This window comes from Nostoc sp., assembly GCF_036917315.1.
Lineage (GTDB): Bacteria > Cyanobacteriota > Cyanobacteriia > Cyanobacteriales > Nostocaceae > Nostoc.
Genome location: NZ_JBALDR010000029.1, coordinates 146,813 through 170,502, shown reverse-complemented (window position 1 = coordinate 170,502; position 23,690 = coordinate 146,813). Strand labels below are relative to the sequence as shown.

The 23,690-nt window shown below is 41.5% G+C and carries 23 protein-coding genes; 9 read left to right on the top strand and 14 right to left on the bottom strand.

The genetic code is table 11. The features are described from left to right. Window positions 1-47 precede the first annotated feature (47 nt). Window positions 48-614, bottom strand: a complete 567-nt coding sequence (locus V7K84_RS13325) for a thermonuclease family protein (RefSeq protein WP_334838658.1) — start codon at window positions 612-614, stop codon at window positions 48-50. A 187-nt stretch (window positions 615-801) separates the two neighbouring features. Between V7K84_RS13325 and V7K84_RS13320 the strand changes: the two genes are divergently transcribed. Beyond that, window positions 802-1,545, top strand: coding sequence for a ferritin-like domain-containing protein (locus V7K84_RS13320; protein WP_334838657.1), 744 nt, complete (start codon window positions 802-804; stop codon window positions 1,543-1,545). 392 nt (window positions 1,546-1,937) lie between these two features. Here the strand turns inward: V7K84_RS13320 and V7K84_RS13315 are convergent, their stop codons facing one another. Both V7K84_RS13315 and V7K84_RS13310 read right to left on the bottom strand, forming a co-directional pair. After that, on the bottom strand, window positions 1,938-2,333 hold the full coding sequence (locus V7K84_RS13315) for a type II toxin-antitoxin system death-on-curing family toxin (RefSeq protein ID WP_334838656.1): 396 nt from the start codon (window positions 2,331-2,333) through the stop codon (window positions 1,938-1,940). Further along, window positions 2,320-2,934 (bottom strand): hypothetical protein, encoded by a 615-nt coding sequence (locus tag V7K84_RS13310; RefSeq protein ID WP_334838654.1) that lies wholly within the window; start codon window positions 2,932-2,934, stop codon window positions 2,320-2,322. The genes V7K84_RS13315 and V7K84_RS13310 overlap by 14 nt, the downstream gene beginning before the upstream one ends. A 258-nt stretch (window positions 2,935-3,192) precedes the next feature. Between V7K84_RS13310 and V7K84_RS13305 the strand changes: the two genes are divergently transcribed. After that, window positions 3,193-3,534, top strand: coding sequence for a winged helix-turn-helix transcriptional regulator (locus V7K84_RS13305; RefSeq protein ID WP_322673153.1), 342 nt, complete (start codon window positions 3,193-3,195; stop codon window positions 3,532-3,534). Window positions 3,535-3,866: 332 nt separating this feature from the next. Here the strand turns inward: V7K84_RS13305 and V7K84_RS13300 are convergent, their stop codons facing one another. The 3 genes from V7K84_RS13300 to V7K84_RS13290 are packed head-to-tail and all read right to left on the bottom strand — an operon-like array spanning window position 3,867 to window position 5,556. Further along, a complete protein-coding gene (locus tag V7K84_RS13300) occupies window positions 3,867-4,262 on the bottom strand; it encodes a salt stress protein, Slr1339 family (RefSeq protein WP_334838652.1) in 396 nt (131 codons plus the stop codon). A 27-nt stretch (window positions 4,263-4,289) separates the two neighbouring features. Next, the gene (locus V7K84_RS13295) at window positions 4,290-4,895 is read right to left on the bottom strand and encodes a vWA domain-containing protein (protein WP_334838651.1); all 606 of its coding nucleotides are present in this window, start codon (window positions 4,893-4,895) and stop codon (window positions 4,290-4,292) included. Window positions 4,896-4,950: 55 nt separating this feature from the next. Beyond that, on the bottom strand, window positions 4,951-5,556 hold the full coding sequence (locus V7K84_RS13290) for a vWA domain-containing protein (RefSeq protein WP_334838649.1): 606 nt from the start codon (window positions 5,554-5,556) through the stop codon (window positions 4,951-4,953). A 391-nt stretch (window positions 5,557-5,947) separates the two neighbouring features. Here V7K84_RS13290 and V7K84_RS13285 point away from each other — a divergent pair, with 391 nt between their 5' ends. Next, the gene (locus V7K84_RS13285; protein WP_334838647.1) at window positions 5,948-9,007 is read left to right on the top strand and encodes a PAS domain-containing sensor histidine kinase; all 3,060 of its coding nucleotides are present in this window, start codon (window positions 5,948-5,950) and stop codon (window positions 9,005-9,007) included. A gap of 15 nt (window positions 9,008-9,022) precedes the next feature. Here the strand turns inward: V7K84_RS13285 and obgE are convergent, their stop codons facing one another. After that, window positions 9,023-10,051, bottom strand: a complete 1,029-nt coding sequence (gene obgE / locus V7K84_RS13280; protein WP_334838645.1) for a GTPase ObgE — start codon at window positions 10,049-10,051, stop codon at window positions 9,023-9,025. 331 nt (window positions 10,052-10,382) lie between these two features. On the opposite strand from obgE, the gene aroA reads away from it, so the two are divergent. Further along, window positions 10,383-11,663 carry a 3-phosphoshikimate 1-carboxyvinyltransferase gene (gene aroA, locus V7K84_RS13275; protein WP_334838643.1) on the top strand — a complete coding sequence of 427 codons (1,281 nt, stop codon included), beginning with the start codon at window positions 10,383-10,385 and terminating at the stop codon, window positions 11,661-11,663. A 19-nt stretch (window positions 11,664-11,682) separates the two neighbouring features. On the opposite strand, the gene V7K84_RS13270 is transcribed toward aroA, so the two are convergent. The 3 genes from V7K84_RS13270 to V7K84_RS13260 all read right to left on the bottom strand — a co-directional run bounded on the left by V7K84_RS13270 (window position 11,683) and on the right by V7K84_RS13260 (window position 15,658). After that, window positions 11,683-12,345: a class I SAM-dependent methyltransferase gene (locus tag V7K84_RS13270; RefSeq protein WP_334838641.1), complete on the bottom strand. Its 663-nt coding sequence runs from the start codon at window positions 12,343-12,345 to the stop codon at window positions 11,683-11,685. Window positions 12,346-12,823: 478 nt separating this feature from the next. Further along, on the bottom strand, window positions 12,824-15,211 hold the full coding sequence (locus V7K84_RS13265) for an AAA family ATPase (RefSeq protein WP_334838639.1): 2,388 nt from the start codon (window positions 15,209-15,211) through the stop codon (window positions 12,824-12,826). A 12-nt stretch (window positions 15,212-15,223) separates the two neighbouring features. Next, window positions 15,224-15,658, bottom strand: coding sequence for a hypothetical protein (locus tag V7K84_RS13260; protein ID WP_334838638.1), 435 nt, complete (start codon window positions 15,656-15,658; stop codon window positions 15,224-15,226). A 345-nt stretch (window positions 15,659-16,003) separates the two neighbouring features. Here V7K84_RS13260 and V7K84_RS13255 point away from each other — a divergent pair, with 345 nt between their 5' ends. Both V7K84_RS13255 and V7K84_RS13250 read left to right on the top strand, forming a co-directional pair. Beyond that, window positions 16,004-16,396: a CoA-binding protein gene (locus V7K84_RS13255; RefSeq protein ID WP_334838636.1), complete on the top strand. Its 393-nt coding sequence runs from the start codon at window positions 16,004-16,006 to the stop codon at window positions 16,394-16,396. A 194-nt stretch (window positions 16,397-16,590) separates the two neighbouring features. After that, entirely contained in the window at window positions 16,591-17,529 is a 939-nt protein-coding gene (locus tag V7K84_RS13250; protein ID WP_334839019.1) for a phosphoribulokinase, read from the top strand. 236 nt (window positions 17,530-17,765) lie between these two features. Here the strand turns inward: V7K84_RS13250 and V7K84_RS13245 are convergent, their stop codons facing one another. Both V7K84_RS13245 and V7K84_RS13240 read right to left on the bottom strand, forming a co-directional pair. After that, complete coding sequence (locus V7K84_RS13245) at window positions 17,766-18,338, bottom strand: hypothetical protein (RefSeq protein WP_334838635.1); 573 nt, start codon at window positions 18,336-18,338, stop codon at window positions 17,766-17,768. Window positions 18,339-18,384: 46 nt separating this feature from the next. Next, entirely contained in the window at window positions 18,385-18,948 is a 564-nt protein-coding gene (locus V7K84_RS13240) for a hypothetical protein (RefSeq protein WP_334838634.1), read from the bottom strand. Window positions 18,949-19,288: 340 nt separating this feature from the next. Here V7K84_RS13240 and V7K84_RS13235 point away from each other — a divergent pair, with 340 nt between their 5' ends. The 3 genes from V7K84_RS13235 (at window position 19,289) to radC (ending at window position 20,867) form a co-directional block, all read left to right on the top strand. Next, a complete protein-coding gene (locus V7K84_RS13235) occupies window positions 19,289-19,591 on the top strand; it encodes a type II toxin-antitoxin system HigB family toxin (RefSeq protein WP_334838633.1) in 303 nt (100 codons plus the stop codon). Then, entirely contained in the window at window positions 19,572-19,988 is a 417-nt protein-coding gene (locus tag V7K84_RS13230) for a helix-turn-helix domain-containing protein (RefSeq protein WP_334838632.1), read from the top strand. The genes V7K84_RS13235 and V7K84_RS13230 overlap by 20 nt, the downstream gene beginning before the upstream one ends. A gap of 147 nt (window positions 19,989-20,135) precedes the next feature. Continuing rightward, window positions 20,136-20,867, top strand: coding sequence for a RadC family protein (gene radC / locus V7K84_RS13225; RefSeq protein WP_322686525.1), 732 nt, complete (start codon window positions 20,136-20,138; stop codon window positions 20,865-20,867). Between the two features lie 173 nt (window positions 20,868-21,040). On the opposite strand, the gene V7K84_RS13220 is transcribed toward radC, so the two are convergent. After that, window positions 21,041-21,832: an SDR family NAD(P)-dependent oxidoreductase gene (locus V7K84_RS13220; protein ID WP_334838630.1), complete on the bottom strand. Its 792-nt coding sequence runs from the start codon at window positions 21,830-21,832 to the stop codon at window positions 21,041-21,043. Between the two features lie 245 nt (window positions 21,833-22,077). Further along, on the bottom strand, window positions 22,078-23,550 hold the full coding sequence (locus tag V7K84_RS13215) for an alpha/beta hydrolase (RefSeq protein ID WP_334838629.1): 1,473 nt from the start codon (window positions 23,548-23,550) through the stop codon (window positions 22,078-22,080). Window positions 23,551-23,690: the final 140 nt, after the last annotated feature.

Genomic DNA, 23,690 nt, shown 5'->3' with positions numbered 1-23,690 from the left:
ATTTTGGCAATTGCTGAGTTATCGCGCAAATATGCAATGCCGAATTTTTACTTCTTATATAGGCTGCGATATTCCCAAGGATTTATAAATTTAGTATCGCTCCAAACGCCAAGCCGTTGTTCCTTGGCCTTAACTTCGGCTTGCTGAACTAAATCTTTACTAGGACACTTGTTTAAATAAGGGCGATACACTTTTGCTAGACCTTCTTGCAACAATACCTGCTGCACAAAAGTGCCATTTTTTAACCGGACTTCGGCAATTTTACGCCCATAGCGATCGCTATCGGTAATATTCAAAGTCACGCGATCGCCTCCTTGTTGCACCAGTTGTTGCACCCGTTCTTGGGCTTTCACACCCCAAGTAAATTGATTGCGATCGCTTGTGCGTCTACTCTGTTTTTCTTTGTTAGTATGAGCTATTTCTGGCGCATCTACACAAGCAAAGCGCACGGTAAGATTTTTGCCATCGGCATCTTTCACTACTAAAGTATCGCCATCACTGACTCGCTCAACTGGTTCTCCAGAATTCCCGATAAAGCGATCGCAGCCGAACAAACCCAAAATTAGGATAGTTGCACAAAGCCAAAATCGCACTGGTTTAATTAATTTCTCCATCCAAACTTACCTGCATTACCTCTGTGGGATGATATTAGCAAAATACAAAGATATATTTGTTAACTGTTGACATATAGTTCCACAGGCAATTCAAAATTCCAAATGGTAAGACCCTCTGCCAGCAACCGATAGAAAATGCGGATTAGTATAAGAATTATAACCTTCCAATTGTCAGCGGGAATTTCTGATGAACTTCTTGACTAACCTTCTGCATCTAGCTGGTTCAAGCGCTTTTGCCTATTACTCTGCTGCTCAAATTCGTGATTCTAAAACCCGTCCCAACATCCTTGCCGGGTTTCAGTTGGCCGAATCTGGCTCTGTGCCATTTTTATCCGCACTTAGCGATCGCGCCGCAGCAGAAGGCGATACATGGCTAGCCGAAAAATTAGCAAAACATGCATCAGATGAAACTAAGCATGGTCAAATTTTTGCTCACGCCTTACAACAGCTGAATAAACAAGTTATAGATTTTAAGCGTCAACCCCCAACTACATCCACAAAAAAATCACAACAGCGTAGTCCCTTTTTTGCAGCATTCTATGAAGGCTACACCCAAGAACAGCTAAAACCAGCTGTAATTGACTGGGATGTGTTTATGGCTAGCACATACATTCTGGAGTTAGATGCTAGTAAAGACTTTGCACGAATGGCGAAAGTATTACCTGATAACGAGTCAACTGCTCGTAACTTGAAGTTAGGAATGCTAAGTATTGCCCAAGACGAAACTGGACATGCTGCTTATCTCTACGAAGCGATGCTGCGCCGGATGTCTGCAACTAAAGTGCAAAATCTCGTAGATATGTGGCGAACCCGCAAAGTGAATGCCTTGTTGGCAATGGTTGGCGGTATCCTCCAGCGTAATGGAGAAACGCGATCGCTAGTCCAAGATAGTGCGTCGTCGGAAATTGATTCTGAGTTGGTAGCTACATAACTATAGATATCTTGAGTATCTAACGATCAACTATCCCTGGCTTAAACTTTCGTTAGCCAGGGGTTTCTTAACCTGAGATTTTTGTTGCTGTATACTACTAGTTTCTCGGCGTATTTTGGTAGAGATTGGGACTCATTATTTAAAGCTTCTCAGACATCCTCTAAGCTCGACTTGATCCAAAATTAAGAACTCGCTTTCTTTATCCGGCAAAAACCCTAGCTTTTTGGCAAACATTTTTTCCACGTCACAGATTATAGATGAAGTTAAAAAAGTAAAACTATTGCCCTACAAAGGTTTCAGCTTAAGCGTTCGTGCAACGACTCCGCAGGAGTATCGGTTGCGAAAAAATGGATAAAGTCGAGCTAAGAGCGATCGCAAGTAATGTAATGATGTTAAATAAGATTTGTCACGTAATTTTTTAATATAGCAGGCAGTTCTTCCCTGCTTATTTCATGCGTAACTATCTGTACCGTTAATTTCTCAGCTTCTTCTTCTGTTATTTCAATATCGTAATCATTGGCATTTAAAAAAGTCACCATAGCAGCAAAAGCAGTGCGTTTGTTACCTTGTTCAAAAGCGTGATTGCAGGCTATGTGGAATAGGTATGCAGATGCCTGTTCATAAATTGTGGGATGCAAATACTCTCCCCCAAAAGTTGCTTGAGGCGCGTAAAGAGCAGAGTCCAGCAAGCCTTCATTAATTATGTTTGATGACTCGCCAGTTTCACTGACGAGTGCTTCATGTATAAGGATTACGTCTTCTTTCCCAATAAATTTAGGATGCTGCAAGTCTTTTGTAAACTGGTTCCCATTTTTTCATTGTTGATAGGAAGATTAACATAGTTTCTGATTCTTGAGGAGTTATATCTCCTAAATCAAATGCGTTAACCTCCTCTTGAGAGAATGCGTTGACTTGTAACCCTGCTTCAATGAGTGAGTTTAGACTATGTTTTAGGGTTTCTACGACAACATAATTTATGTCTTTTTTGGGAGTTTCAGTACTAACTGCGCTTTTGAGGTCTTTGTATAGAGCAACAGAACCTGATGTTAGCTCTTCAAAGGTTTTTTTTACGTCTTCTCCCCAGTAGAAAACCCAGTATCCGTCGTCTAAAATTTCCTTTAAAAGGAAATTGGATTTGACAAAGTACAGTACTGTTAGCTCCCCAACGCTAGCTTTGTCGCGAATTTTTTCAAGCAGTTTGACAAGTCTATGAAGTTTTTGTTGAAGTTGAGCTATCTCTTGTGTAAGCTCATCCTGCGAGATTCCTCTAGTACTGACAATTTCAGCGAGTTGGGCGCTGGCTTCATGTTGTGCATTAGGAAAATCCAGGTATTGCTGAAACCGCTCTACTTGTGCTTGAAATGTTGAGATTGTTTCCTGTGTGAGCATGAAGTGTGAAGCGATTGCCTTGCTGGAAGGCTCTACTTGATTGGATAACTAGTTATCCAATTATAAAACAAGCGATCGCACTTTGATTGCTTCTGTAACATTAACAATCAAACATCCGCGTTCAATGGACTACGGAAGACAGCAGGTATCTACTGTATTATCATATTACCGCAGATGCTACACTAATTATGAACAAGTAACAGATAAACTAGCGGTATATCCAGCAAATCTGAGTCAGGTTATTCCTACAAAAAAACTATGAAAGCGGAAGCAGAAAACCATTTCAGGCTGACTTGTGAAGTAGAAACTACCCTAAAAGTGATTGGCGGACGCTGGAAAGTTTTAATTATTAGAGAATTAATGACTGGCGTCAAACGCTTTGGTGAGTTGCAACGAGCTTTACCTGGAGTTACGCAAAAGATGCTAACCCAGCAACTTAGAGAAATGGAAGAAGACGGCATTATTCATCGAGAAGTTTATCCCCAAATTCCACCCAAGGTAGAATATTCACTGACGCCTTTAGGAGAAACTTTGCAACCAATTCTTTATGCTATGCATGAATGGGCTGTTCAACATTTAGCTCGAACAAATCACCATTAATATTGATTATAGCGAATAAATAATAATTGCTAATTTAACTTCGATATGTAGGGTAGTTTATGGCTTTTGTAACTCACCATCTGAGGTTTTCGGTGCGTTACGCTAATGCGGTAATACACCCTACACATCTTCTAATACCAATTCAATTCATGATTGCAACCTATTGTTGGTTAAAGACGCGATGAATCGCGTCTCTACAAATGGTCTATTTCTCGCATTCGTTTTTCAAATTGGTAGAATTATTTGCGCTTGCTTGAATTAAATAATAATTGCTAATTTTCAATTCTAGTGAGCAGATTTATCTATGGGGTCTTAAATTTTGACTTTTAAGTTTATTCATTGCTTTTTAAATATTCAATAGCTGCTTCTAATTTTGAAGGATAACTTTCAGCAAACCTTTCAAACCAAAGTCCTTCGGATGAAAGTGGATCTACTTTGGCTAACCATTCTTTTGCCTGTACTTTCAAAGCCTCTAGTTGTTTGGCTTTGAGTTGTTCTTGTCGAATCCTTTCTTGTTCTAGTTCTTGCTGTCTTTTTAATTCAATAGCAGCATCCTCTTCGGCAAAATCAGCCTGAACTTCTGCCAGAAGCTTATCCATGAAAGATGCCGACTTGGGCGATGGTGGAATAAACGATTTGGCTGTGGCTGATTTTGACTGTTGCGGTTGTGGTTGTACTTCTTTGTATTCAGTTTCGAGTTGGGCTAACAGCTTATCAAGGGAATCCATTTTTGCAATTCCTAAAAAATAGTATAGCTAGTCATTAATAGCATTGAGTAGCACTTCCGATAGACTCAAATCTTCCATATCTTCCATAGTAATGGTGTCACAGATATCAAACTTAGCACCAGCACTTTGGAGTTCATCATCTAAGACTTTGAGAAAGCGAGTAGCTTGTTGATCTGTGCCAACTTGAATAAAAGAAATAGCTAATTCTTCATCTCGATCGATGCGACGAGAAGCTTCAATAATTACCCTCATGACTGCTTTGCGATCGTCCGGCTCACCATCAGTAACTACTAAAATTGTTTCACCATTTGGCTTGGTTTGACCGGCTGCTTTGCGTTGAAGGTAATCATCAGTTGCATGTTTTAACACACTTGCCAAGTCAGTTGTACCAGAGGGATCGTTCTCTCGAAAAATTTGTGATACCTTGCTGGATGTGACATTTTCGTATCGCTTAAATTTACCAGAAAATAGATAGATAGTGATACCATCTGGGTCAAATTGCTCACACTTACTAGCTAAAGCTAAAGTAGATTCCTGGGCTGCAACCCATCTACTTCTACCACCCTTTTGATCTTGGGTTGCCATGCTACCACTTTTGTCAATAATCAAGGTATAGTCACGATTTTCTAGCATTATTCAATTCTCCAATCTAGAATTAACAGTTACTGAACTATGGGCGATCGACACATTAGTCAGTTATTGCATTGCTCAATACATCTGCAAGGCTCATATCTTCTAAGTCGTCTAAAGTGACGGTATCGCAAATATCAAATTTAGCGCCAACACTTTGCAACTGATCATCCAAAGCTTTGAGGAACTTAGTTGCTTGGGCATCTGAACCTACTTGAATAATCGAAATTGCTAATTCTTCATCACGCTCCATTTGGCGAGTAGCATGAATGATGACTTCAAATACTGCCTTGCGATCGTCTGGTTCACCATCGGTGATAACTAAAATTGTCTCTCCGTTTGGCTTGGTTTTACCGGCTGCTTTGCGTTGAAAGTAGTTATTCAGGGCATCCTGAAGTACACCTGCTAAGTTTGTTGTGCCAGAAGGGTCATTTTCGAGAAATATCTGGGCGACTTTGGCTGAGGTGACATCATCGTAGCGTTTAAATCTCCCAGAAAACACGTAAACGGTGATGCCATCGGGGTCAAACTGTTCGGCCTTTCTGGCCAAAGCGAGAGTAGACTCTTGAGCTATTTCCCATCTACTTCTACCACCCATTTGGTCGGGTGTAGACATACTACCGCTTTTATCAATGATTAAGGTATAGTCGCGATCGCTCATCATAATCTTCCTTTGATTGTTACCCTGTGGTTCTAGTCTAATCTACGAATTTGACGATACCGCAAGCATTTTAAGGTTTTGTATCAATTGTGCTACTCAAAAAAGCCACGCCATAGTTGATAAATGCGTAGGCGTAGCCCGCACTTTGGCTGCGCTCAGTGACCACCGCAGGTATCGCTGCCTAACCTAATCTCTTTATTCCCCTATAGAACAAAATTTTACCAATTCCCAGCGATGCACTGAGTGGTTGGCGAGCGGAGTCGAACCATGTCGAAGTGTTCCTAATCCCTTGTTGCGATCTATATTTTCTCTGGGAATAATAAATTATACTCACGCTCACACACACGGAGCTAAACAAAAGCTGTTTAGCTCAATTTTAGAGATAAATTCGGGTATGAACCATCCTAGTTTCTTAAATAACCCCGCGCCAAAACAAAACACGCAGCCGCAAAACTTTTCTTTGGCATTTCTGCATCAGACAATCAACGCCATATCTGACCCAATTTTTGTCAAAGACCGTCAACATCGCTGGGTATTACTTAACGATCGCTACTGTGATTTTGTTGGTCATAGCCGAGAAGAATTAATTGGTAAGTCAGACTATGATTTTTTTCCGCAACCAGAAGCTGATGTATTCCGGGAAAAAGATGAATTAGTTTTTACCGCAAATATTACTAATGAGAACCAGGATATTTTTACTGATGCTCAGGGTATAACCCATCTTATCTCTACAAAAAAGTCTTGCTTTGAGGATGAGACTGGTAATAAATTTTTGGTGGGTAGTATTAGAGACATTATTTTACCAACTGATATCAGTATAGCTCCGGTTGTGACTGGCAGAGTTACCGATACTACCGATCTTATGGAAACCTGCGAGGCACTTCGGGAAACCTTAGAAGAACTCCAAATAATTGAAGAAGAACTGCGCCAACAAAACGAAGAATTAGCGATCGCTCGTGAAACGGCTGAATTAGAGCATCAGCGTTACCAAGATTTGTTCGATCTCGCCCCAGATGCTTACCTGGTGACTGATGTAGCCGGCATCATCAAAGAGGCTAACTATGTAGCCGCAGCCTTATTATCTGTGAGACAAAAATTTCTCGTAGGTAAACCATTCATCCTGTTTATCGCTGAATCAGGCCGCCAAACCTTCATGAAGCAACTGGCAAGTTTACAGCAAGTGCAGGATTGGGAAGTCGATCTACAGCCACGGAGAAGTACAGCCTTTCCGGCTCGGATCAAAATGGTTGCGATGTATGATTCACAGGGTCAGCAGGTCGGCTGGCGTTGGTTGCTTTGCGACATCAGCGAACAGCAAGCCATATTGTGCGATGTCTACGACAAGCTTCGCTTACGCCAGCAAGCAGAGAAAGACCTACACCGCATGAATGCTGTACTCCAAGCTCAACAAGAAGCTTCCATCGACGGAATTCTGATTATTGATGAAAATTTTACGGTTACATCATTTAATCAGAAATTCTCCCAGTTATGGCAAATTCCTACTGCAATCCTCGAAACACGCGACGATCGCCAACTTCTGCGATGCATACTACAGCAACTAGCAAATCCAGATGAATTTCTGGCTAAAGTGAAATATCTTTACCAGCATCCAGAGGAAACTAGCCGTGATGAAATTTTGCTCAAGTCTGGAAAGATTTTTGAGCGCTATTCTGCACCCGTGCGTGGACAGCAAGTAGAAGACTGTTACGGTAGGATTTGGTATTATCGCGACATTACCGAATACAAGCAAGCAGAGGCACAACTCAGGGCTTCAAAGCAAAGACTGGCGTTGCTGATTGAACAAACACCTTTAGCCATTATTGAATTGAATACCAATTTTGAAGTTCAAACATGGAATCGGGCAGCAGAAAGAATCTTTGGGTACACCACAGAGGAAATGCTGGGGAATTGTTTTGAGACTATAGTACCTGAAAACGCCAAAAAGCACGTAAATGAGATTATTGCCGCCCTGTTAACCCAACGTGGAGGAAGTTTTAGTGTCAACGAGAATATCACTAAAGATGGCAGAACGATGGTCTGTGAGTGGTATAACAACCTGTTAGTGGCTTCTGATGGCCAAGTGATTGGCGTTGCTTCAATGGTGCTGGACATCACAGAACGCAAACGATCTGAAGAAGAACAGCAAAAATTTGTAGCGTTGGTTGAAAACAGCAGCGATTTTATTGGGATTTCTTCAATGGAAGGGCAAGTTGTCTATATAAACCCTGCCGGACTCAAGATGGTGGGACTTAGTAGCCTGGAAGCAGCCAAAACTAAGGCAGTGGCTGATTTTCATTCACTTGAAGCTTTTGCAGAGTTTCAGCAACAAATTATTCCTTTAATGTCTCAACATGGTTTCTGGCAAGGCGAGTTTCGCCATAAGCATTTTCAAACGGGCATAGAAATTCCCACTGATTGTAGCCTGTTCATGGTTAAACATCCTGAAACAGGAGAGCCTTTCTGTCAGGTAGCTGTTGCTAGAGATATTACAGAACGCAAACAAGCCAAAGAAGCCCTGCTAAAGTCGGAAGCGCAACTACGAGAACAAGCCGAAGAACTTAAAGTTGCCCTTCACGAACTTAAACACACTCAGACTCACTTAATTCAAACTGAAAAGATGTCCAGTTTGGGTCAACTAGTTGCAGGAGTGGCACACGAAATCAACAACCCAGTGAATTTTATCTATGGCAACCTCACTCCTGCCGAGGAATACACCCAAGATTTACTTTCACTTTTGCAACTTTATCAAAATAATTATCCCGAACCTGTTCTAGAAATTAAGAATTTTGCAGAACTAATCGAACTGGATTTTTTAAAATCAGATTTCCCCCAAATAATCAACTCAATGAAAGTTGGGGCAGAGCGCATTCGAGAGATTGTGCTTTCCTTGCGAACTTTTTCGCGCTTAGATGAAGCCGAAATGAAAGCTATTGATATTCATGAGGGAATCGACAGTACTCTGATGATTTTGCAAAGTCGCTTCAAGGGTAATAACCAACGCCCGATAATTGAAATAATCAAAGAATACGATAACCTGCCGCTGGTTGAATGTTACGCAGGGCAGCTAAATCAAGTATTCATGAATATTTTGTCAAATGCGATCGATGCTTTGGAAGAGTCATTCATCATTTGTCCTATCCTTGGGGAAAATGCCCGAAGGATAGAGCAAAGAACTCCGCCGCACATTTGCATTCGCACCCAACTACAGCAGCCAAATCAGGTAACAATTAGGATTACCGACAATGGATTGGGAATACCAGAAGATGTTAAAAAACAACTATTTGACCCCTTCTTTACCACCAAACCCATCGGTCAAGGTACGGGGATGGGTCTTGCCATTAGCTACCAAATCATTACAGAAAAACATGGCGGTTCCTTAGAATGTTTTTCGCAGCCAGGACAAGGCGCTGAGTTTGTGATTAAGATTCCCCTGATCCAGCATCTGTCAACATAATTTGTAATTATTTTGTCAGCTAAATACCTCGACTTCTTCAGGAACCTTCATTTGGTCGAGAATTCCCCAAATTTCCTGTAACATCGGCTCTAACCCGGTGCGAGTAACCGCTGAAATCACAAAAACCGGGGCGTAGGAGAGATGATTAAGTTGGGTGGCTAACGCCTCCAAATCGACGGTTTCCCGATCGACTGCATCAATTTTATTCAGCGCCAAAATTTGCGGACGTTCTGCTAAACCCCGTCCATAAGCTTGTAATTCTTCCTTAATTGTGTTGTAGTCTCTAACCACATCATCACTAGTGGCATCAATCAAGTGAAGTAGCACCCGCGTGCGTTCGATATGGCGCAAGAAATCATGTCCCAGCCCTGCCCCATGAGCTGCTCCTTCAATGAGTCCGGGAATGTCGGCGAAAACAGTACCATCGCCAGTAGGTTTCCGCACTACACCCAAATTTGGAATCAGGGTAGTGAAGGGGTAGTCTGCGATTTTCGGACGTGCTGCTGATAAAGATGAAATTAAAGTGGATTTACCAGCATTTGGTAAGCCAATAATCCCCACTTCTGCCAAAAGTTTTAACTCTAGGCGCAGCTGCTTTATTTCCCCTGGTAATCCTGGGAGAGCATATTCTGGGGCGCGGTTACGGTTACTCAAGAAATGCTGATTTCCCAGTCCGCCTTTCCCACCTTGGGCAATCAGTAAAGTCTGCTTAGGCTCAGTTAAATCTCCCAGGAGTTCGCCAGTTTCAGCATCATAAATGGTTGTACCGCAGGGAACTTCGATAATTAAATCCTTTCCTCCTGCTCCGGTGCAGTTACTTGGCCCGCCACGAGTCCCTTTTTCTGCCTGAAAGCGATGGTTGTATCTGAAGTCCAATAAAGTTTGTAAGTTTTCATCGGCAACGAAAAATACCGAACCACCTCGTCCCCCATTACCACCAGAGGGGCCACCAGTCGGCACGTACTTCTCTCGCCGGAAAGCGACAATACCATCGCCGCCTTTACCAGCTTCAACTTCAATTTTTGCTTGATCGATAAATTGCATCTTTCTAAAGTCCTGTTAGCGGATAGCTGGCGTTGAGCCATTGCTGAGTTATAGGCGAGTTATAAATTATAAGTTTAAAAATCTTATTCCTCACTACTTTACTTGTAACTCACACTCCCTACCCGCATTTCTCACAAGCTGCTTTGCGTATAAGTAATAAGTAATGAGTAATAAGTAATAAGTTAAGAATTTTACTCATTACTCCTTACTTACTACTCATTACTCCTCCATTCGAGGTGTGGTGAGAAATCCGGGCCTACTCCCCTGCTCCTTTTGCTCAAGATATGGGAATATATAAAGTTGTAGCTAACCGCCTACGTAGAGGTTTAAAGTGGATACCATTGCAATTCCTGCTCTAGATCGGCCAGTGGATGCCACGGTAGAAATTCCTGGTTCTAAAAGTCTTACCAATCGGGCGTTGCTTGTCGCAGCTTTGGCGCAAGGTGACTCCATTTTAGAAAATGCCTTATTTAGTGAAGACAGCGAGTATTTTGCTAAATGTTTAGAGCAATTGAGTATTCCCATAACTCTGAATCCTAATCTGGCTCAGATTCAGGTTACAGGAAGGGCAGGCGAGATTCCAGCTAAACAGGCAGATTTATTTGTGGGTTTATCAGGTACTACAGCACGGTTTATTTCGGCACTGGTGGCATTAGGTAACGGTGAATATCGCCTAGATGGAGTTCCCAGGATGCGAGAACGGCCGATGGGCGACATGCTGACGGTGCTGGAAACGGGGGGAGCAACCGTTAACTTTGAAGGGAACTCCGGGTTTATGCCTTACACCCTCTATAGCCAGGGATTCGCTGGCGGAAATTTTCGGGTGAAAGCCAACCAAACAAGTCAGCAACTTTCGGCATTGCTGATGATTGCGCCTTACGCCCAACAGGATACGATTTTTGAGGTTGAGGGGACATTCGTTTCTCAGTCTTACATCAAAATGACCTGTCGTCTGATGGCAGATTTTGGCGTGGAGGTGATTCAAATCGGCGATAATAAGTTTCAGATTAAAGCTGGTCAACGTTACCAAGCTCGACATTACACAGTAGAACCCGATGCGTCAAATGCTTCTTACTTTTTTGCCGCCGCCGCTGTCACAGGTGGACGGGTGCGGGTAAAACATTTGACCAAACAATCTTGTCAGGGTGATATTCTCTGGCTGGATGTTTTAGAACAGATGGGTTGCCAAATTAAGGATGCGGATGATTACACCGAAGTGACGGGGCCGAAGCAATTGCAAGGCATCGATATTGATATGAATGATATATCGGATTTGGTGCAAACATTAGGAGCGATCGCACCCTTTGCCAGTTCCCCAATTACCATTCGGAACGTGGAACATATTCGATATAAGGAAACTGACCGAATTAAAGCTGTTGTCACAGAGTTACGTCGCCTAGGAGTTGAAGTTGAAGAATTTGCAGATAGACTGAAAATTCAACCTGGCCCCATTACCCCAGCAGCAATTGAAACCTATCACGATCATCGAATGGCGATGGCTTTTGCTGTCACTGGCTTGAAGGTTCCAGGGATTGTAATTAAAGATCCTGGTTGCACAGCGAAGACTTTTCCAGATTACTTTACCCGATTCTTCCAAATGCTCGAACAATAAAAAGCTATTTTCGCTCAACTTACTTTTTCAGTGCCAGAGTTAAGCCATCTGCGATCGCTACTACACTAAGACTAACTCGCTGGTCTTGATGCAGTTTTTGATTAAAAGCGCGAATCCTTTTAGTTCTATTATCTTGCACTTGCGGGTCGGCAACCCTGCCTGACCAGAGAACATTATCGATCGCAATCAATCCCCCCGGACGCACTAATTGCAGCGATCGCTCATAATAGCCATCATAGTTGCTCTTATCTGCATCGATGAAGGCAAAATCAAAAGTTTCTCCTTCTCCTGTTGCCAGTAACCGATCCAAAGTCTGCAAAGCTGGGGCAATATGCAATTGAATTTTATCCGCCACTCCAGCTTGTTGCCAATAACGTCTAGCGATCGTTGTAAATTCCTCACTGATATCACAGGCTACTACCTTACCGTCTCTCGGTAACGCCAATGCCACCACCAGGGAACTATAACCTGTAAATACCCCAATTTCCAAAGTTTTCTTAGCTCCTAACAATTGCACTAGTAATGCCAAAAATTGCCCTTGTTCGGGAGCAATCTGCATTCTACCGATGGGATACTGGGCTGTTTCTTGCCTCAGTTGGGTTAAAATTTCTGGTTCTCGGAGAGAGACTGACAGTAAATAGTCGTAGAGGTTTTGTTCGAGTCCTAGTGTTTTAGTTGTCATGGGCATTGGGCATGGAGAATAGTCCTGTTTTGTCACTCTCGGAAAACAATAATCGAGGCAAGATTTTGAAACTTTGATTGAGTCAAGCTTTGAGCCTTTATTTTCTAACAGTAACTGACATTTACAGCTAAAATAGGGAAATTAAAGCTCCGAAAGGCTTTTAGCGATTGGGTTCTCCCAAAGTGACAAAAGCGGTTGATGGACGAGTCTTTGATACTTGTGAATGAGTCTTTAATACTCGTGGATGAGTACTAAAGACTCATTCGTGAGAGGTTAAAATTATATTTCATTTGTCAATAAGCAATAGTACTTAAAATATGGCTGAAAACTGGGGTTGGAAACACAATTTTTAGGCAAGTGATCGCTTAATTTTGATACGCATCATTCATTTTTGCGTCAGAAGTTCAGTACAAGAGTTAACTTCATATCTCTACTACTCCTAAGAATTAAACATAATTACTAATTGACAAAAGTAAGATTATTTTGAATAACTTCTGGAACTCTCTAATCTTTTAACTTCTGCTTGAGCTTGCTTGATCCTTATTTGAACACCTTTAAGTACTCTTTGTTTTGCAACCATTAGTTGCTGTCTTTCCTCCACATCTATCTGTGCTATGGCACCTGTGTTATGTAACTGCTCCATCCTCTCGAAATCCCTTTGCGCAAAAGCTAGCTCTGCTTGAGCTTGGCTCAGTTCAGTATTTAACGTTTCCAGCTTATCTCTAGCAGCTTGCAGAGTATTTGAATTACTGTCTGAAGATATTTTGGGAGTGGTTGTTCTAGGACTGAGAGTGGTTCTAGGACTGGGAGTGGTTCTAGGACTGGGAGTGGTTCTAGGACTGGGAGTGGTTCTAGGACTGGGAGTGATTGTAGGACTGGGAGTGATTGTAGGGCTGGGAGCGGTTGTTCTAGGACTGGGAGTAACAGATACTGATGGTTCTCCAGTCGAAAGAGAATTGGATGAAGGTGCGGTTGGAAATGGGGAGTTGGTTGGACTTGGTGAACTTACTTTTGGTAGTTCAGAGCGAGGGGTACGAATAGACTCAGTGCCCCTAGAAATATCTATTTCTGGTGTAATAACAGTAACAGGTATTAAGGGGCTGGAGGATTTGCTTGAGGTAAAAAGAGTAGACAATACTAATGGAATTCCAAGCACGTGGAGTCCCCCAGAAACAGCCAGGTATTTGCCGTAGTAGAGTAACCCTTGAATCAATTCAGAAAGTGGAGGAGTTGGTGTCGTTAGGACAGGAATAGTTGGAGAAACTACAGGCGAAACAAACTGCAAATTCTGGTAAGTGACGGTAGTTCCCATCTTATCTCCCAATGATTTCCGTAAAGTGAGAGCCTTTATTAGCAACTCACGAGCTAATTTCATGTCTTCCTGACAAAGAGCGTAAGTACCAAGTTGGTGCAATGCCCAAGCCTCCGCAGCCTTATCACCCTTAGCTCGTGCTGCTTGTAATGCATACTCTAATACCTGAACCCACATTCCCCATCGGTGACTAAAGGCAAATACACCCTCTACGATTCGGCACAAGTGTAGAGCATCTGTCCAGCGACCAGCTGCAACTGTATAACTCAAAATCTGCAATATAATGTTAGCTTCATCCAATATGTGATTAGGAACCAACCTATGCTGTTCAATCCAAGATGTGAAGTAGAATAAAGCACGCTCCCGTAAAGGAGTTAAGTTTTGCACTTGCTGTAACGTTTCACCTACAGTTTTGGTCACTTTATAACGGGAGCCGTCAGTCTGAACTAAATTGCGCCTAAACAAAATATCTAAGATAGTCGGTGTGTAGGTCAGACCTGTTAAAGCTGCGACTTGTTCAGGAAGAAGCCACATTCCCAAAGCAGTCAGCGTTTCTAAAATCAAAAATTGGGGTTGTGATAACGATTTTAAAATTTCCCAATCTAATGCTTTGGTGGGAGAAGCAGACTGTATTTGGAGGGATATTTCTGCTAATGAAATATCTTTTTCGCACACTTGCGCTACTGCTTTGAGAATTTCCTGGGGATGACCATTCAAAATTTTGCAAATGCTTTCAGCAGCAGAATGTTCCTCTGAGGTCAACGCTCGTCCCAGTTCCCTTTCAATTAACGTAAGTGCATGATTCAAAGGAAGCCCACGCAATATAATTGAGCAACCTTCGCCCCAGAAATAACGTTCTGACGAAGCCATTATAAAGATGAAGTTGGGTAATTCGTTTGTCAACTTTGTTACTTGTTGACGTGGTAAATTCACATTGTCTAGCAAGACAACAGCCTGTGCATCTTTTAATGTCTCTCGAATCTTATTAGAACTGAAAATACGCTTAATTTCTTCTGGTTCACTATCACTCTCACAGAAAAAGTCACAAAAATCCTGAAGTATGTCTTCTACAGACTTGTTTCGGACACAAAGGTATAAAATTTTTTCTGGTACCCAAGAGTGAATTTGGAGGTGATGAGCCAAATAACGTAAGAGAGTTGTCTTTCCCACTTCCTCCTCACCGTAAAATTCTATCAACCGCTCGGTTGCTTGTAACGCATCAAGCACATGCTTTATTTCGTCCTGTCGGTCTAGTAGTGAGCGAGTAAGGGCTGGTGGAAGTACTTTGACAGGTGTCGAAGTAAGACGCAGCAAAGTAGAATTATTGAGTGAATTATTTTTCAGAACAAACCCTTTAGAACTATCACTGTTATCAAGTACTAATTTCCTATGTGTATTAATTATTATTATTCGCTGGGGATTAATCGCCTGAAACTGGATATTATCATTCCCTTGAATGCCCTGAATACCTCCTCCCAGCGTAGAGCTTTCGGTACTCTGCTGAAGGTTTTGATTGAGAGGAGAATTGTTCTCAGAAGGCTGTTGCTGATTCATCGGCTCGTTTTACTAAAACCCAAAGAAACTTTTAGCAACACCCAGCCAACACGGTAGTTCTTTCAAAACTGGTTTGACATTTTCCCACAGACTCTTAGTTGATGCCACAGTTTCGCTTGTGGTTTTCAGCGTTGCAGCTACACGTTTTAGATTATCGGCTGCAAACTGTTTATCAGGTTCTGTTGCTTGAGCTTCTTCCTTAGCAGCTCCCAGATACCTGAGTGACTTTTCTTTGTCTGCTTGAGGTAGTTCTGGGGTTGACTCAACCAATTGTTCAATCTGCGCTAGCATCCGAACAACATCTTCTTTGGTTAGCTGTTTTTCATCGGATACAGTTACACTAGTCTCCATACTTTGCTGGTTTTGGTCGCCTTGTGCAGCTTGCATCCCGCCATGCATTGTACCACCACTCATATTTTGAGAAATTCCACTTGGATTGTTAGTCATAAAACCTACCTGTTCAACATTTGAATAAAAGCTGGGGCGCTCTAGCGCCGTATTTCCCATAGTTTCTAAACTACGAATTTTGTTATCTTTTTCTGCTAATAGTAACTTTTTTTACAACATATTTTCCGGTTATTCTATAAAATTAGTATAATTTCAGTAGACCAAAAACTTCTGCGATCGCTAAAAAATATAAGGCATTCTGCGGTTAGAGTACCCAATTGGCAGATTAAAATTTTATCTCTTGTTCACCTACGGCATTGGCTAGACTAGCGCCTCACCCAATTACAAATGCTTCATAGAGCACTCGTGAGAGGTTAGAGCGATAACACATTTGTCAAATCGCTGTTGTGGGTCACTCTGAGTAAACGCGATGCCTACGGCAAGGGCTTCGCCCAACGCACCAGTTATCAAATCGCCCAATTCTTGCGACAAAAAGGCTATACAGTCTATGCCGTCAACCCGCAAATTAAAGACATTGAAGGTCAACTCAGTTATCCTGCACTCCAGGAATTACCCGAAGCCGTGGATATTGTAAACGTATTTCGCCGTTCTGAGTACTTGCCAGAAATTGTAGATGAAGCAATTTCTATCAATGCGAAAACTGTATGGACACAACTGGGTATCTGGCATCAACCATCAGCACAAAAAGCTATAGATGCAGGACTCAATGTGGTTATGGATGCTTGTATCAAAATTGAATATCTGCGGCTGAGAGTAGGTTTAACAGGAAATGTCTAGTATTTTATGTGTACAGATAACTCTAACAATCATGTAGATTGTAATTATTATGCAAAAAGCAATCGCACAAACATTTTATGTGTAGAGATATTGCATACCAAGTCTTTGTTTGAGTTACTTGCTTAAACCCTTCTAGAATAAAAACTATTGTGGGTATTTTATTACTAAAGTTGTTTTTATTGTGGGAGGTTATGATGAGCCGTCCAATAATTCTTGGTATTGTCGGCGACAGCGCGGCTGGTAAAACAACACTAACGCGAGGAATCGCTCAGGTACTCGGCCCAGAAAATGTCACGCTCATTTGTACAGATGATTATCACCGTTACGATCGCCAACAACGTGCAGATATTGGCATCACCGCTCTCCACCCGGACTGCAACCACTTAGATATTATGCAGCAACACCTGTCGCTGCTACGCACAGGACAGCCAATTCTCAAACCAGTTTACAGCCATAAAACCGGCACATTCGAGCCACCGCAATATATCAAGCCGAATAAATTCGTCATTATTGAAGGATTACTCGGTTATTCTACCCGTGCCGCTCGTGATTCCTACGATGTTAAAGTTTACCTAGCACCCCCAGAAACACTACGCGCTAAGTGGAAAGTTAAACGAGACACCCAAAAGCGCGGCTACACAGATGAACAGGTATTAGCAGAATTAGAAAAGCGCGAACCAGATTCAGCAGAGTTTATCCGTCCGCAGCGGCAATGGTCTGATATAGTCATTAGTTTTTATCCACCCACCGGGGACGATGATGAAAGTAATGGACATCTGAATGTCCGTTTGGTACTTCGTCCAACAATTCCGCACCCAGATTTTACCGAGATTATCAGCTCTGGCTATGGTAATTTGGACTCAGCGATCCGCTTGGGGCTAGACAGGGATATGAGTAAGCCTGTAGATGTCTTAGAAGTTGATGGTCATGCCACCTTAGACCAAGTAAATAAGCTAGAGCATATTATTTGTTCTGATATGCCCCATTTACGAAGTATTTGCGATCGCGAAAGTAATCCAGAACTGGGTAAAATTGCTGGTACAACTGGAGAAACACTGCAAAGTTATCCTCTGGCTTTGACTCAGCTGATCATTACCTACCACATGTTGAAAGCAACGCAAATTTATCAGTAATTAGCAAAAATGAAGGGGTTTAAATGGTTTGCGATCGCGTGTAGTCTTGGACTGTTGAATTATGCGATGCCTACGGCGGTAAACTACGCACTATTAGTCTGTCAAGTTTAAATTGATGAGTAAACAAGTTCGTAGTAAGGACTAAAGTCCTTATTTTCTAAGCATTAAAATCCTTACTACAAACCCTCAAAACTATCTTGACAAAGTAATATAATTATGATTTTAAACTCAGATGCTCATAATTGTGACTTGACGGGGGCTTGCAGTAATTCAATATCTTTAATTTGAAGAATACCACTACTCTCAAATTGCACAATGATTTGGATTTTGGCAGCATCTGCTTCTTTTTTAAAATAGGCACGCACTTTGTAAGGCTGAAAATTTTCCTCTGGTGAAACTCCTCTACCCCATGAAGTTGTTCTCAGTCCGCCCGATTCTCGTGGTCTACCTACACCCAAACTCACTGCAATTGATTCTTCTGTGTTTAGCGCTTTCGCATTAAAGTGACAAGCAAGAACACACTCTTGAACATGGGGTTCTGCAATTTCAAACAAGATGACTTTTCGCAAAGGATCTGTACTATTAGTTAGAAAGCGCTGAGTATTATCATAAGCTTCAATTTGCCAACTTTCTCCGACAATTGCAATGCCTCCCTTTGTGACTATGGAATCGGCAGGTGTGAATCGACGAATCAATATAAATGGCTCTGCGGGTTCGGGAATAGCGAGGGGTTTTTCTAGCTCGTTAAGGGTTTCCTTAGCTTTAGAGAGAATAAAATTTGTCAGATTGTTGAATAGCTCGTCAAACATAGCGTACTTTACTAATTACTCAAATTTCAGGTATTGCTCATGATTGTTACTTTACAGGCGCTTGCAGCAATTCAATATCTCGAATTAGAAGAATGCCACTACTCTCAAATTGCACACTGATTTGAATTGTGGCAGCATCTGCTTCTTTTTTTAAATAGGCACGCGCTTCATAAGCCTGAAAATCTTCCGTTACTAAAACTTCTGTTGGCCAGAATTCCCTCATTGTGCCCCACTGTCCGGTTCTCCGCCAACCTAAACTAACTTTAATTGGTTTTTCTGTGTTTAGTGCTTTCGCGTTAAATTGACAAGCAAGAACACACTCTTGGACATCAGGTTCTGCAACTTCAAATAAGATGACATTTCGCAAAGGATCTGCACTATTGGTAAAAAAGCTCTGATTATTATCGTCATAAGCTTCAATTTGCCAACTTTCTCCGACAATTGCAATACATCCCTTTGTCACCGTGGAATCGGCAGGTGTGAATTGACGAATCAATACAAATGGCTCTGCGGGTTCGGGAACGCCGAAGCGTTTTTGCAGATCGTTCCCGACTTCTTGAATTTTAGAGTCAATAAAACCTTTGAGATTGTTGAATAAATCATCGAACATAGCGATCACCTATGGCAGTAAGTACACCATTACACTTCTTAAACTTGGTAACAAGTATATTTTCACTGAAAGTCTACTGTCGTTAGGGGGAAGGGACTTCCAAATAAAAAAACATCCCAAATTTTCTTGTGGGATGGGTGTCCCCACCCGTCCCAGATTTAGGGCGGGCAAGATGCCCACCCCACAAAATGGATAATTTATTTCTTGGAAGTCCCTAAAGCGAAAAACCTAATCATTAAACTCTTGACATAAACTTAGCAATTTGCTAAGTTTAAATAATTACGTTTTAACACTTGCAGGAACATTACTATGAGCTTTACTTTGAAAAATTTTATTTATTATGCATATTATTTCCAATACAGCACTAAAACTTTTTTATCAAAAGTATCCCGATGCTGAATCTAGTTTACGTGGTTGGAATAAAGTTGCAAAATTAGCCAAGTGGCAAAATTTACTTGAAGTTCGCCAAGCTTTTAACTCTGCCGATCCAGTAGGTGAGCTTACAGTTTTTAATATTCAAGGAAACAAGTATCGCCTTATTACCTATATTGACTATCAAAGTCAAAAAGTATTTATACGCAACGTATTAACTCATACAGAGTACGATACAGACAAATGGAAAAATGACCCTTGGTTTAAATAAACGTCCTACCTACATTGAACTGCTGCAAGCATTTCCTCCTCGTCCTATCAAGACTGATGATGAGTTATTTGCTACCCAAAAAGTTATTAATTCTTTGATAGATAGCGCTCCGTTAACATTGGATGAAAAAGATTATCTTAATATTTTAGGCACTCTAGTTTACGAGTTTGAACAAACACAAGAGCCTGTGCCTGATATTTATGGAATAGATTTACTTCAGGTTTTGATAGAAGAAAATGGGCTACTTCAAAAAGATTTAGTACCCATTTTCAAAACAGAATCTATTATATCGGCCATATTGAAAAAGCAGCGTAAATTAACAACTAGACACATTGAAGAACTGGCGAAATTTTTTCATATTTCACCTGCTGCTTTCTTCCCAAATAGTCTTGAGTAACTTGTTATTGGTTGATTGTGGAAGTGCGATCGCCTACGGCGGGCGGGTAAAATTAAAGATTTTCTCAAATAAAGATGATTTTGAGAGCAAACAAGGGATAACTAAGGATAGTTCTATGTGTGTGTGGTGCTATTTTCTTAGTTTAATATGACCTATTGCCTCAGAATTGCCGACCTACCTACAAATGAGCGTCCGCGTGAGCGATTAATGACGCATGGTGCAAAAATTTTAGCCACAGCGGAGTTAATCGCAATTCTTCTAGGCACTGGTCAAGGGCCAGGAAAACTGTCTGCTGTGGGTTTGGGACAATATATCTTGAGCGAATTAGGCAAACATCAACGCGATCCTTTGGTAGTTCTGCGAGAAGTTAGCCCTGCTGAGTTGATGCAAATTTCTGGTGTTGGCCCGGCGAAAGCGACAAGCATTTTAGCAGCAATTGAATTGGGTAAACGCGCCTTTCAATCACGTCCCAATGATGGCACATTAATTGATAGCCCACTTGCTGCTGCTGCTACCCTCAGTCAAGATTTGATGTGGCAGATACAAGAACGTTTTGCAGTGGTGCTGTTAGATGTCAAGAATCGTTTGCTGGGTACGCAAGTAATTACCATTGGCACGGCAACCGAAACCCTAGCCTCTCCCCGTGATATTTTTCGAGAGGTTATTCGTCAAGGCGCAACGCGGGTAATAGTTGCCCACAACCATCCTTCTGGGAACCTTGAACCCAGCCAGGAAGATATAGAATTGACGCGTCAGTTATTAGCAGGGGCGCAGCTTTTGGGCATTCCGGTACTAGATCATCTGATTTTGGGCAATGGCAATCATCAAAGTTTACGGGAACTGACAACCTTGTGGGATGAGCATCCGCAGGGGGATTAGTGAAAAAGCAGGGGGGCAGGGGAGCAGAGGGGCAGGGGGGCAGAGGGGCAGCACTTCGGCTACGCTCAGTGACCGAGGGGCAGGGGGGACAAGAGGTGAGAACTTGCAACAAGTTTTCCCATTGTCCCCAATTCTTCTTGTCCCTGCCTTAATTATTTACGCCGACCTACTTATTACTTACTTTCCTGCATATTTCTGACTAGTTTTGTTACTAGCTTTCTGGGAGTAAATCTTACAGATTCAGCGAGTAGCTTATTTTTAATTCCAGGAACAACAACAGTTTTGTTTTCAAATAGACCGCGATAGCCGATTTGGGCTACTGTTTCCGCAGTCATAATTTTTTGACCGCTTACCAACTTTGAGTCTTCCATTGCGGCTCTTTGTTGAAAACCAGATTCGGTAGGCCCTGGACAAAGCGCCGTTACAGAAACGCCTGTACCTTCTAATTCATTTGCGATCGCTTCTGAAAATGATAAGACATAAGCTTTACTAGCGTAGTATACTGCCATCAGTGGCCCTGGTTGAAAAGCAGCAGTAGAGGCCAGGTTTAATATTTTTCCAGACCCCCGTTTAACCATACCTTTGAGAAATAACTTGGTTAAATGTGTCAGACATAAAACATTAACCTGTAGCAATTGCATTTCAGCATTCAGGTCAATTTCGTTAAATAATCCGTAGGTAGCAAATCCAGCATTGTTCACCAGCACATCAATATTAATCGATGCTTGTTCTAGCTCCGTGAAAATTTCTTCTGGGGCTGATGGGTTAGATAAATCCTTGGAAATAACTTTGACATCAATGCCAAATTCCTTTTTAAATTCATCGGCAATTTTATTCAATTTTTCCAGGCTTCTAGCTACCAACACAAGATTGTAACCATCTTGAGCAAATAATTTCACGAATTCATAACCAATGCCGCCAGATGCACCAGTAATAAGAGCCGTTTGTTTGCGATTAGTCTGCATAATTTTCCTCTCTTAACAGCTTGAAATAAATAGACATCTGGTGAAAATAACTATGTGTTAATCCAGAAACCTTATAGATACGTAGGCTGTATCTCTCCATTCTTTTTCACACATGTCTTTTATAAATCATTAGTTATTAGTCATTATTAACCTAACGTTCTTTAAGCTTGATTATTCTCTCTCAAGAATAATTAATAAATGCTAAGTAAACACAACTAATCACTGATTACACAACAAGCACTTATTTATTTCCATTGGGAAATTTCCAAGCGAACCGCCGCATTTCTTCCTAATACTTTTTGCGCACGTTCAGGTAAGGAAACATACGCAACATATATACCCGGACTGGATTCGGAAGTCGGATTTAACTTTGTTACTGGCTCTTTTTCTTCAGAATTCCAACTGTATTTAGCCTCATAAGTGCTATTTGATTCGGCAACATCAGTAATTAGATAGTCAGACCACAAAGGTACTTGGTCGAGATGATGGTCACGTAACCAATTCGTCTCTTGTTTTGTAAAGGAATGCAGTGCTAAACGCAGGGCATATCTACAGGTATTATCATCATTGACTGAGTTTCTGGGGATTAAGAAAGCTGTAAATAGCGGAATAGGTTTATCTGTTCGGGTTAACTCTTGTGTAATTGGGCAATAATGAGCGATCGCCTGCTCATATATAGGAATAGGAAGACCACGCAAAGCTACCCTAGTTTCCAGTTGATAAAAATTCTTGTCCAGGTCTTGTAACTCAACATTGCTCAGAGACAGTTTCACCTGAATATCACCGAACAAAAATCGTTGCAGGTTTTGATAACCTTCTTCGGAGTTCAATATGCCATAACGTCCACCATGAGAGCGATGAACATAAGCACGATGAGATCCAAGGATATAAGCTTTATCAATCTGAACTAGACCATCACTTTTCACACCAACAAGATTGCGTGAAAGACCAAAAGCTTCTTCATAATCATGTGCATTCGTGCCGATTAGAGAAAAAACGCGGCTTGGCGAAAATGCAGTATCTATGCTTTGTAATTGTTGTAGCTGAAAGTTATCGGGTAACTCAGTTGTTGGCTTTATACCAGGTGTTAAATACTGATACATCCGCTGGGGGCCAAAGTCATCAGAATTATTCAATTGGAACCTGTCTCTAAGGTTTTCAATTAAGCCACCCCCGACCTCAAAATAAATACCGCCATGAGGTGTAGCGTAAGTAAAGAATTTGTCAATGCTATCGGCAGCTTGCTCGCCTTGTTCTGGATAAATCTTTTCAATCAAACTGCGACAAACAAGACCTCCCATCGAGTGGGCAACCAGATAAATTTTATCAGCACCCGTCGTTTTTTTGACATTCTGGATCAAGTCTCTTAAACCCTTAGCTATCTCCTCCATCTCTTGTCGAACTACACTTGAGGAGCCAAAGCTAGGTGTAGATATATCATAAAATCGATAGATCCAAATAGTTTGATGAAGTTGACCGGACAATCTTTTAATCTGATTGCTCACATTCTGATTGTCAACAATCGGTTGATAACCATGATCGGTCATTAGCCGCAGCAATGGACTCTCGAAAAAAAACTTCTGGGGATTTTCCTTCTCATCCACTCGAATATGGGTTGAACCACTATTAAATCCATAAAAGGGATCGTTGACTGTTTGCTCAACGTCTTTTTCTGTACCTGCATATCCACGAACGAAGACGATTGGTAAATACGGCATATATATCCTTGCTATTTAATCAATATTTTTTCTCGTTCCCAGGTTAAATCTGGGAACGAGTGCAGAATATCAAGACAAGTTGTCTTAGTACAACATTTTATTAATTCGTAGCGAATTCTCTGCGTTTAAAACACTACGAT

Bases quoted from the DNA above. Each gene is read 5' to 3' on its own strand.
- V7K84_RS13325 (WP_334838658.1), bottom strand. From the start codon at position 614: ATGGAGAAATTAATTAAACCAGTGCGATTTTGGCTTTGTGCAACTATC.
- V7K84_RS13320 (WP_334838657.1), top strand. From the start codon at position 802: ATGAACTTCTTGACTAACCTTCTGCATCTAGCTGGTTCAAGCGCTTTT.
- V7K84_RS13310 (WP_334838654.1), bottom strand. From the start codon at position 2,934: ATGCTCACACAGGAAACAATCTCAACATTTCAAGCACAAGTAGAGCGG.
- V7K84_RS13305 (WP_322673153.1), top strand. From the start codon at position 3,193: ATGAAAGCGGAAGCAGAAAACCATTTCAGGCTGACTTGTGAAGTAGAA.
- V7K84_RS13300 (WP_334838652.1), bottom strand. From the start codon at position 4,262: ATGGATTCCCTTGATAAGCTGTTAGCCCAACTCGAAACTGAATACAAA.
- V7K84_RS13295 (WP_334838651.1), bottom strand. From the start codon at position 4,895: ATGCTAGAAAATCGTGACTATACCTTGATTATTGACAAAAGTGGTAGC.
- V7K84_RS13290 (WP_334838649.1), bottom strand. From the start codon at position 5,556: ATGATGAGCGATCGCGACTATACCTTAATCATTGATAAAAGCGGTAGT.
- V7K84_RS13285 (WP_334838647.1), top strand. From the start codon at position 5,948: ATGAACCATCCTAGTTTCTTAAATAACCCCGCGCCAAAACAAAACACG.
- obgE (WP_334838645.1), bottom strand. From the start codon at position 10,051: ATGCAATTTATCGATCAAGCAAAAATTGAAGTTGAAGCTGGTAAAGGC.
- V7K84_RS13270 (WP_334838641.1), bottom strand. From the start codon at position 12,345: ATGACAACTAAAACACTAGGACTCGAACAAAACCTCTACGACTATTTA.
- V7K84_RS13265 (WP_334838639.1), bottom strand. From the start codon at position 15,211: ATGAATCAGCAACAGCCTTCTGAGAACAATTCTCCTCTCAATCAAAAC.
- V7K84_RS13260 (WP_334838638.1), bottom strand. From the start codon at position 15,658: ATGACTAACAATCCAAGTGGAATTTCTCAAAATATGAGTGGTGGTACA.
- V7K84_RS13250 (WP_334839019.1), top strand. From the start codon at position 16,591: ATGAGCCGTCCAATAATTCTTGGTATTGTCGGCGACAGCGCGGCTGGT.
- V7K84_RS13245 (WP_334838635.1), bottom strand. From the start codon at position 18,338: ATGTTTGACGAGCTATTCAACAATCTGACAAATTTTATTCTCTCTAAA.
- V7K84_RS13240 (WP_334838634.1), bottom strand. From the start codon at position 18,948: ATGTTCGATGATTTATTCAACAATCTCAAAGGTTTTATTGACTCTAAA.
- V7K84_RS13235 (WP_334838633.1), top strand. From the start codon at position 19,289: ATGCATATTATTTCCAATACAGCACTAAAACTTTTTTATCAAAAGTAT.
- V7K84_RS13230 (WP_334838632.1), top strand. From the start codon at position 19,572: ATGACCCTTGGTTTAAATAAACGTCCTACCTACATTGAACTGCTGCAA.
- radC (WP_322686525.1), top strand. From the start codon at position 20,136: ATGACCTATTGCCTCAGAATTGCCGACCTACCTACAAATGAGCGTCCG.
- V7K84_RS13220 (WP_334838630.1), bottom strand. From the start codon at position 21,832: ATGCAGACTAATCGCAAACAAACGGCTCTTATTACTGGTGCATCTGGC.
- V7K84_RS13215 (WP_334838629.1), bottom strand. From the start codon at position 23,550: ATGCCGTATTTACCAATCGTCTTCGTTCGTGGATATGCAGGTACAGAA.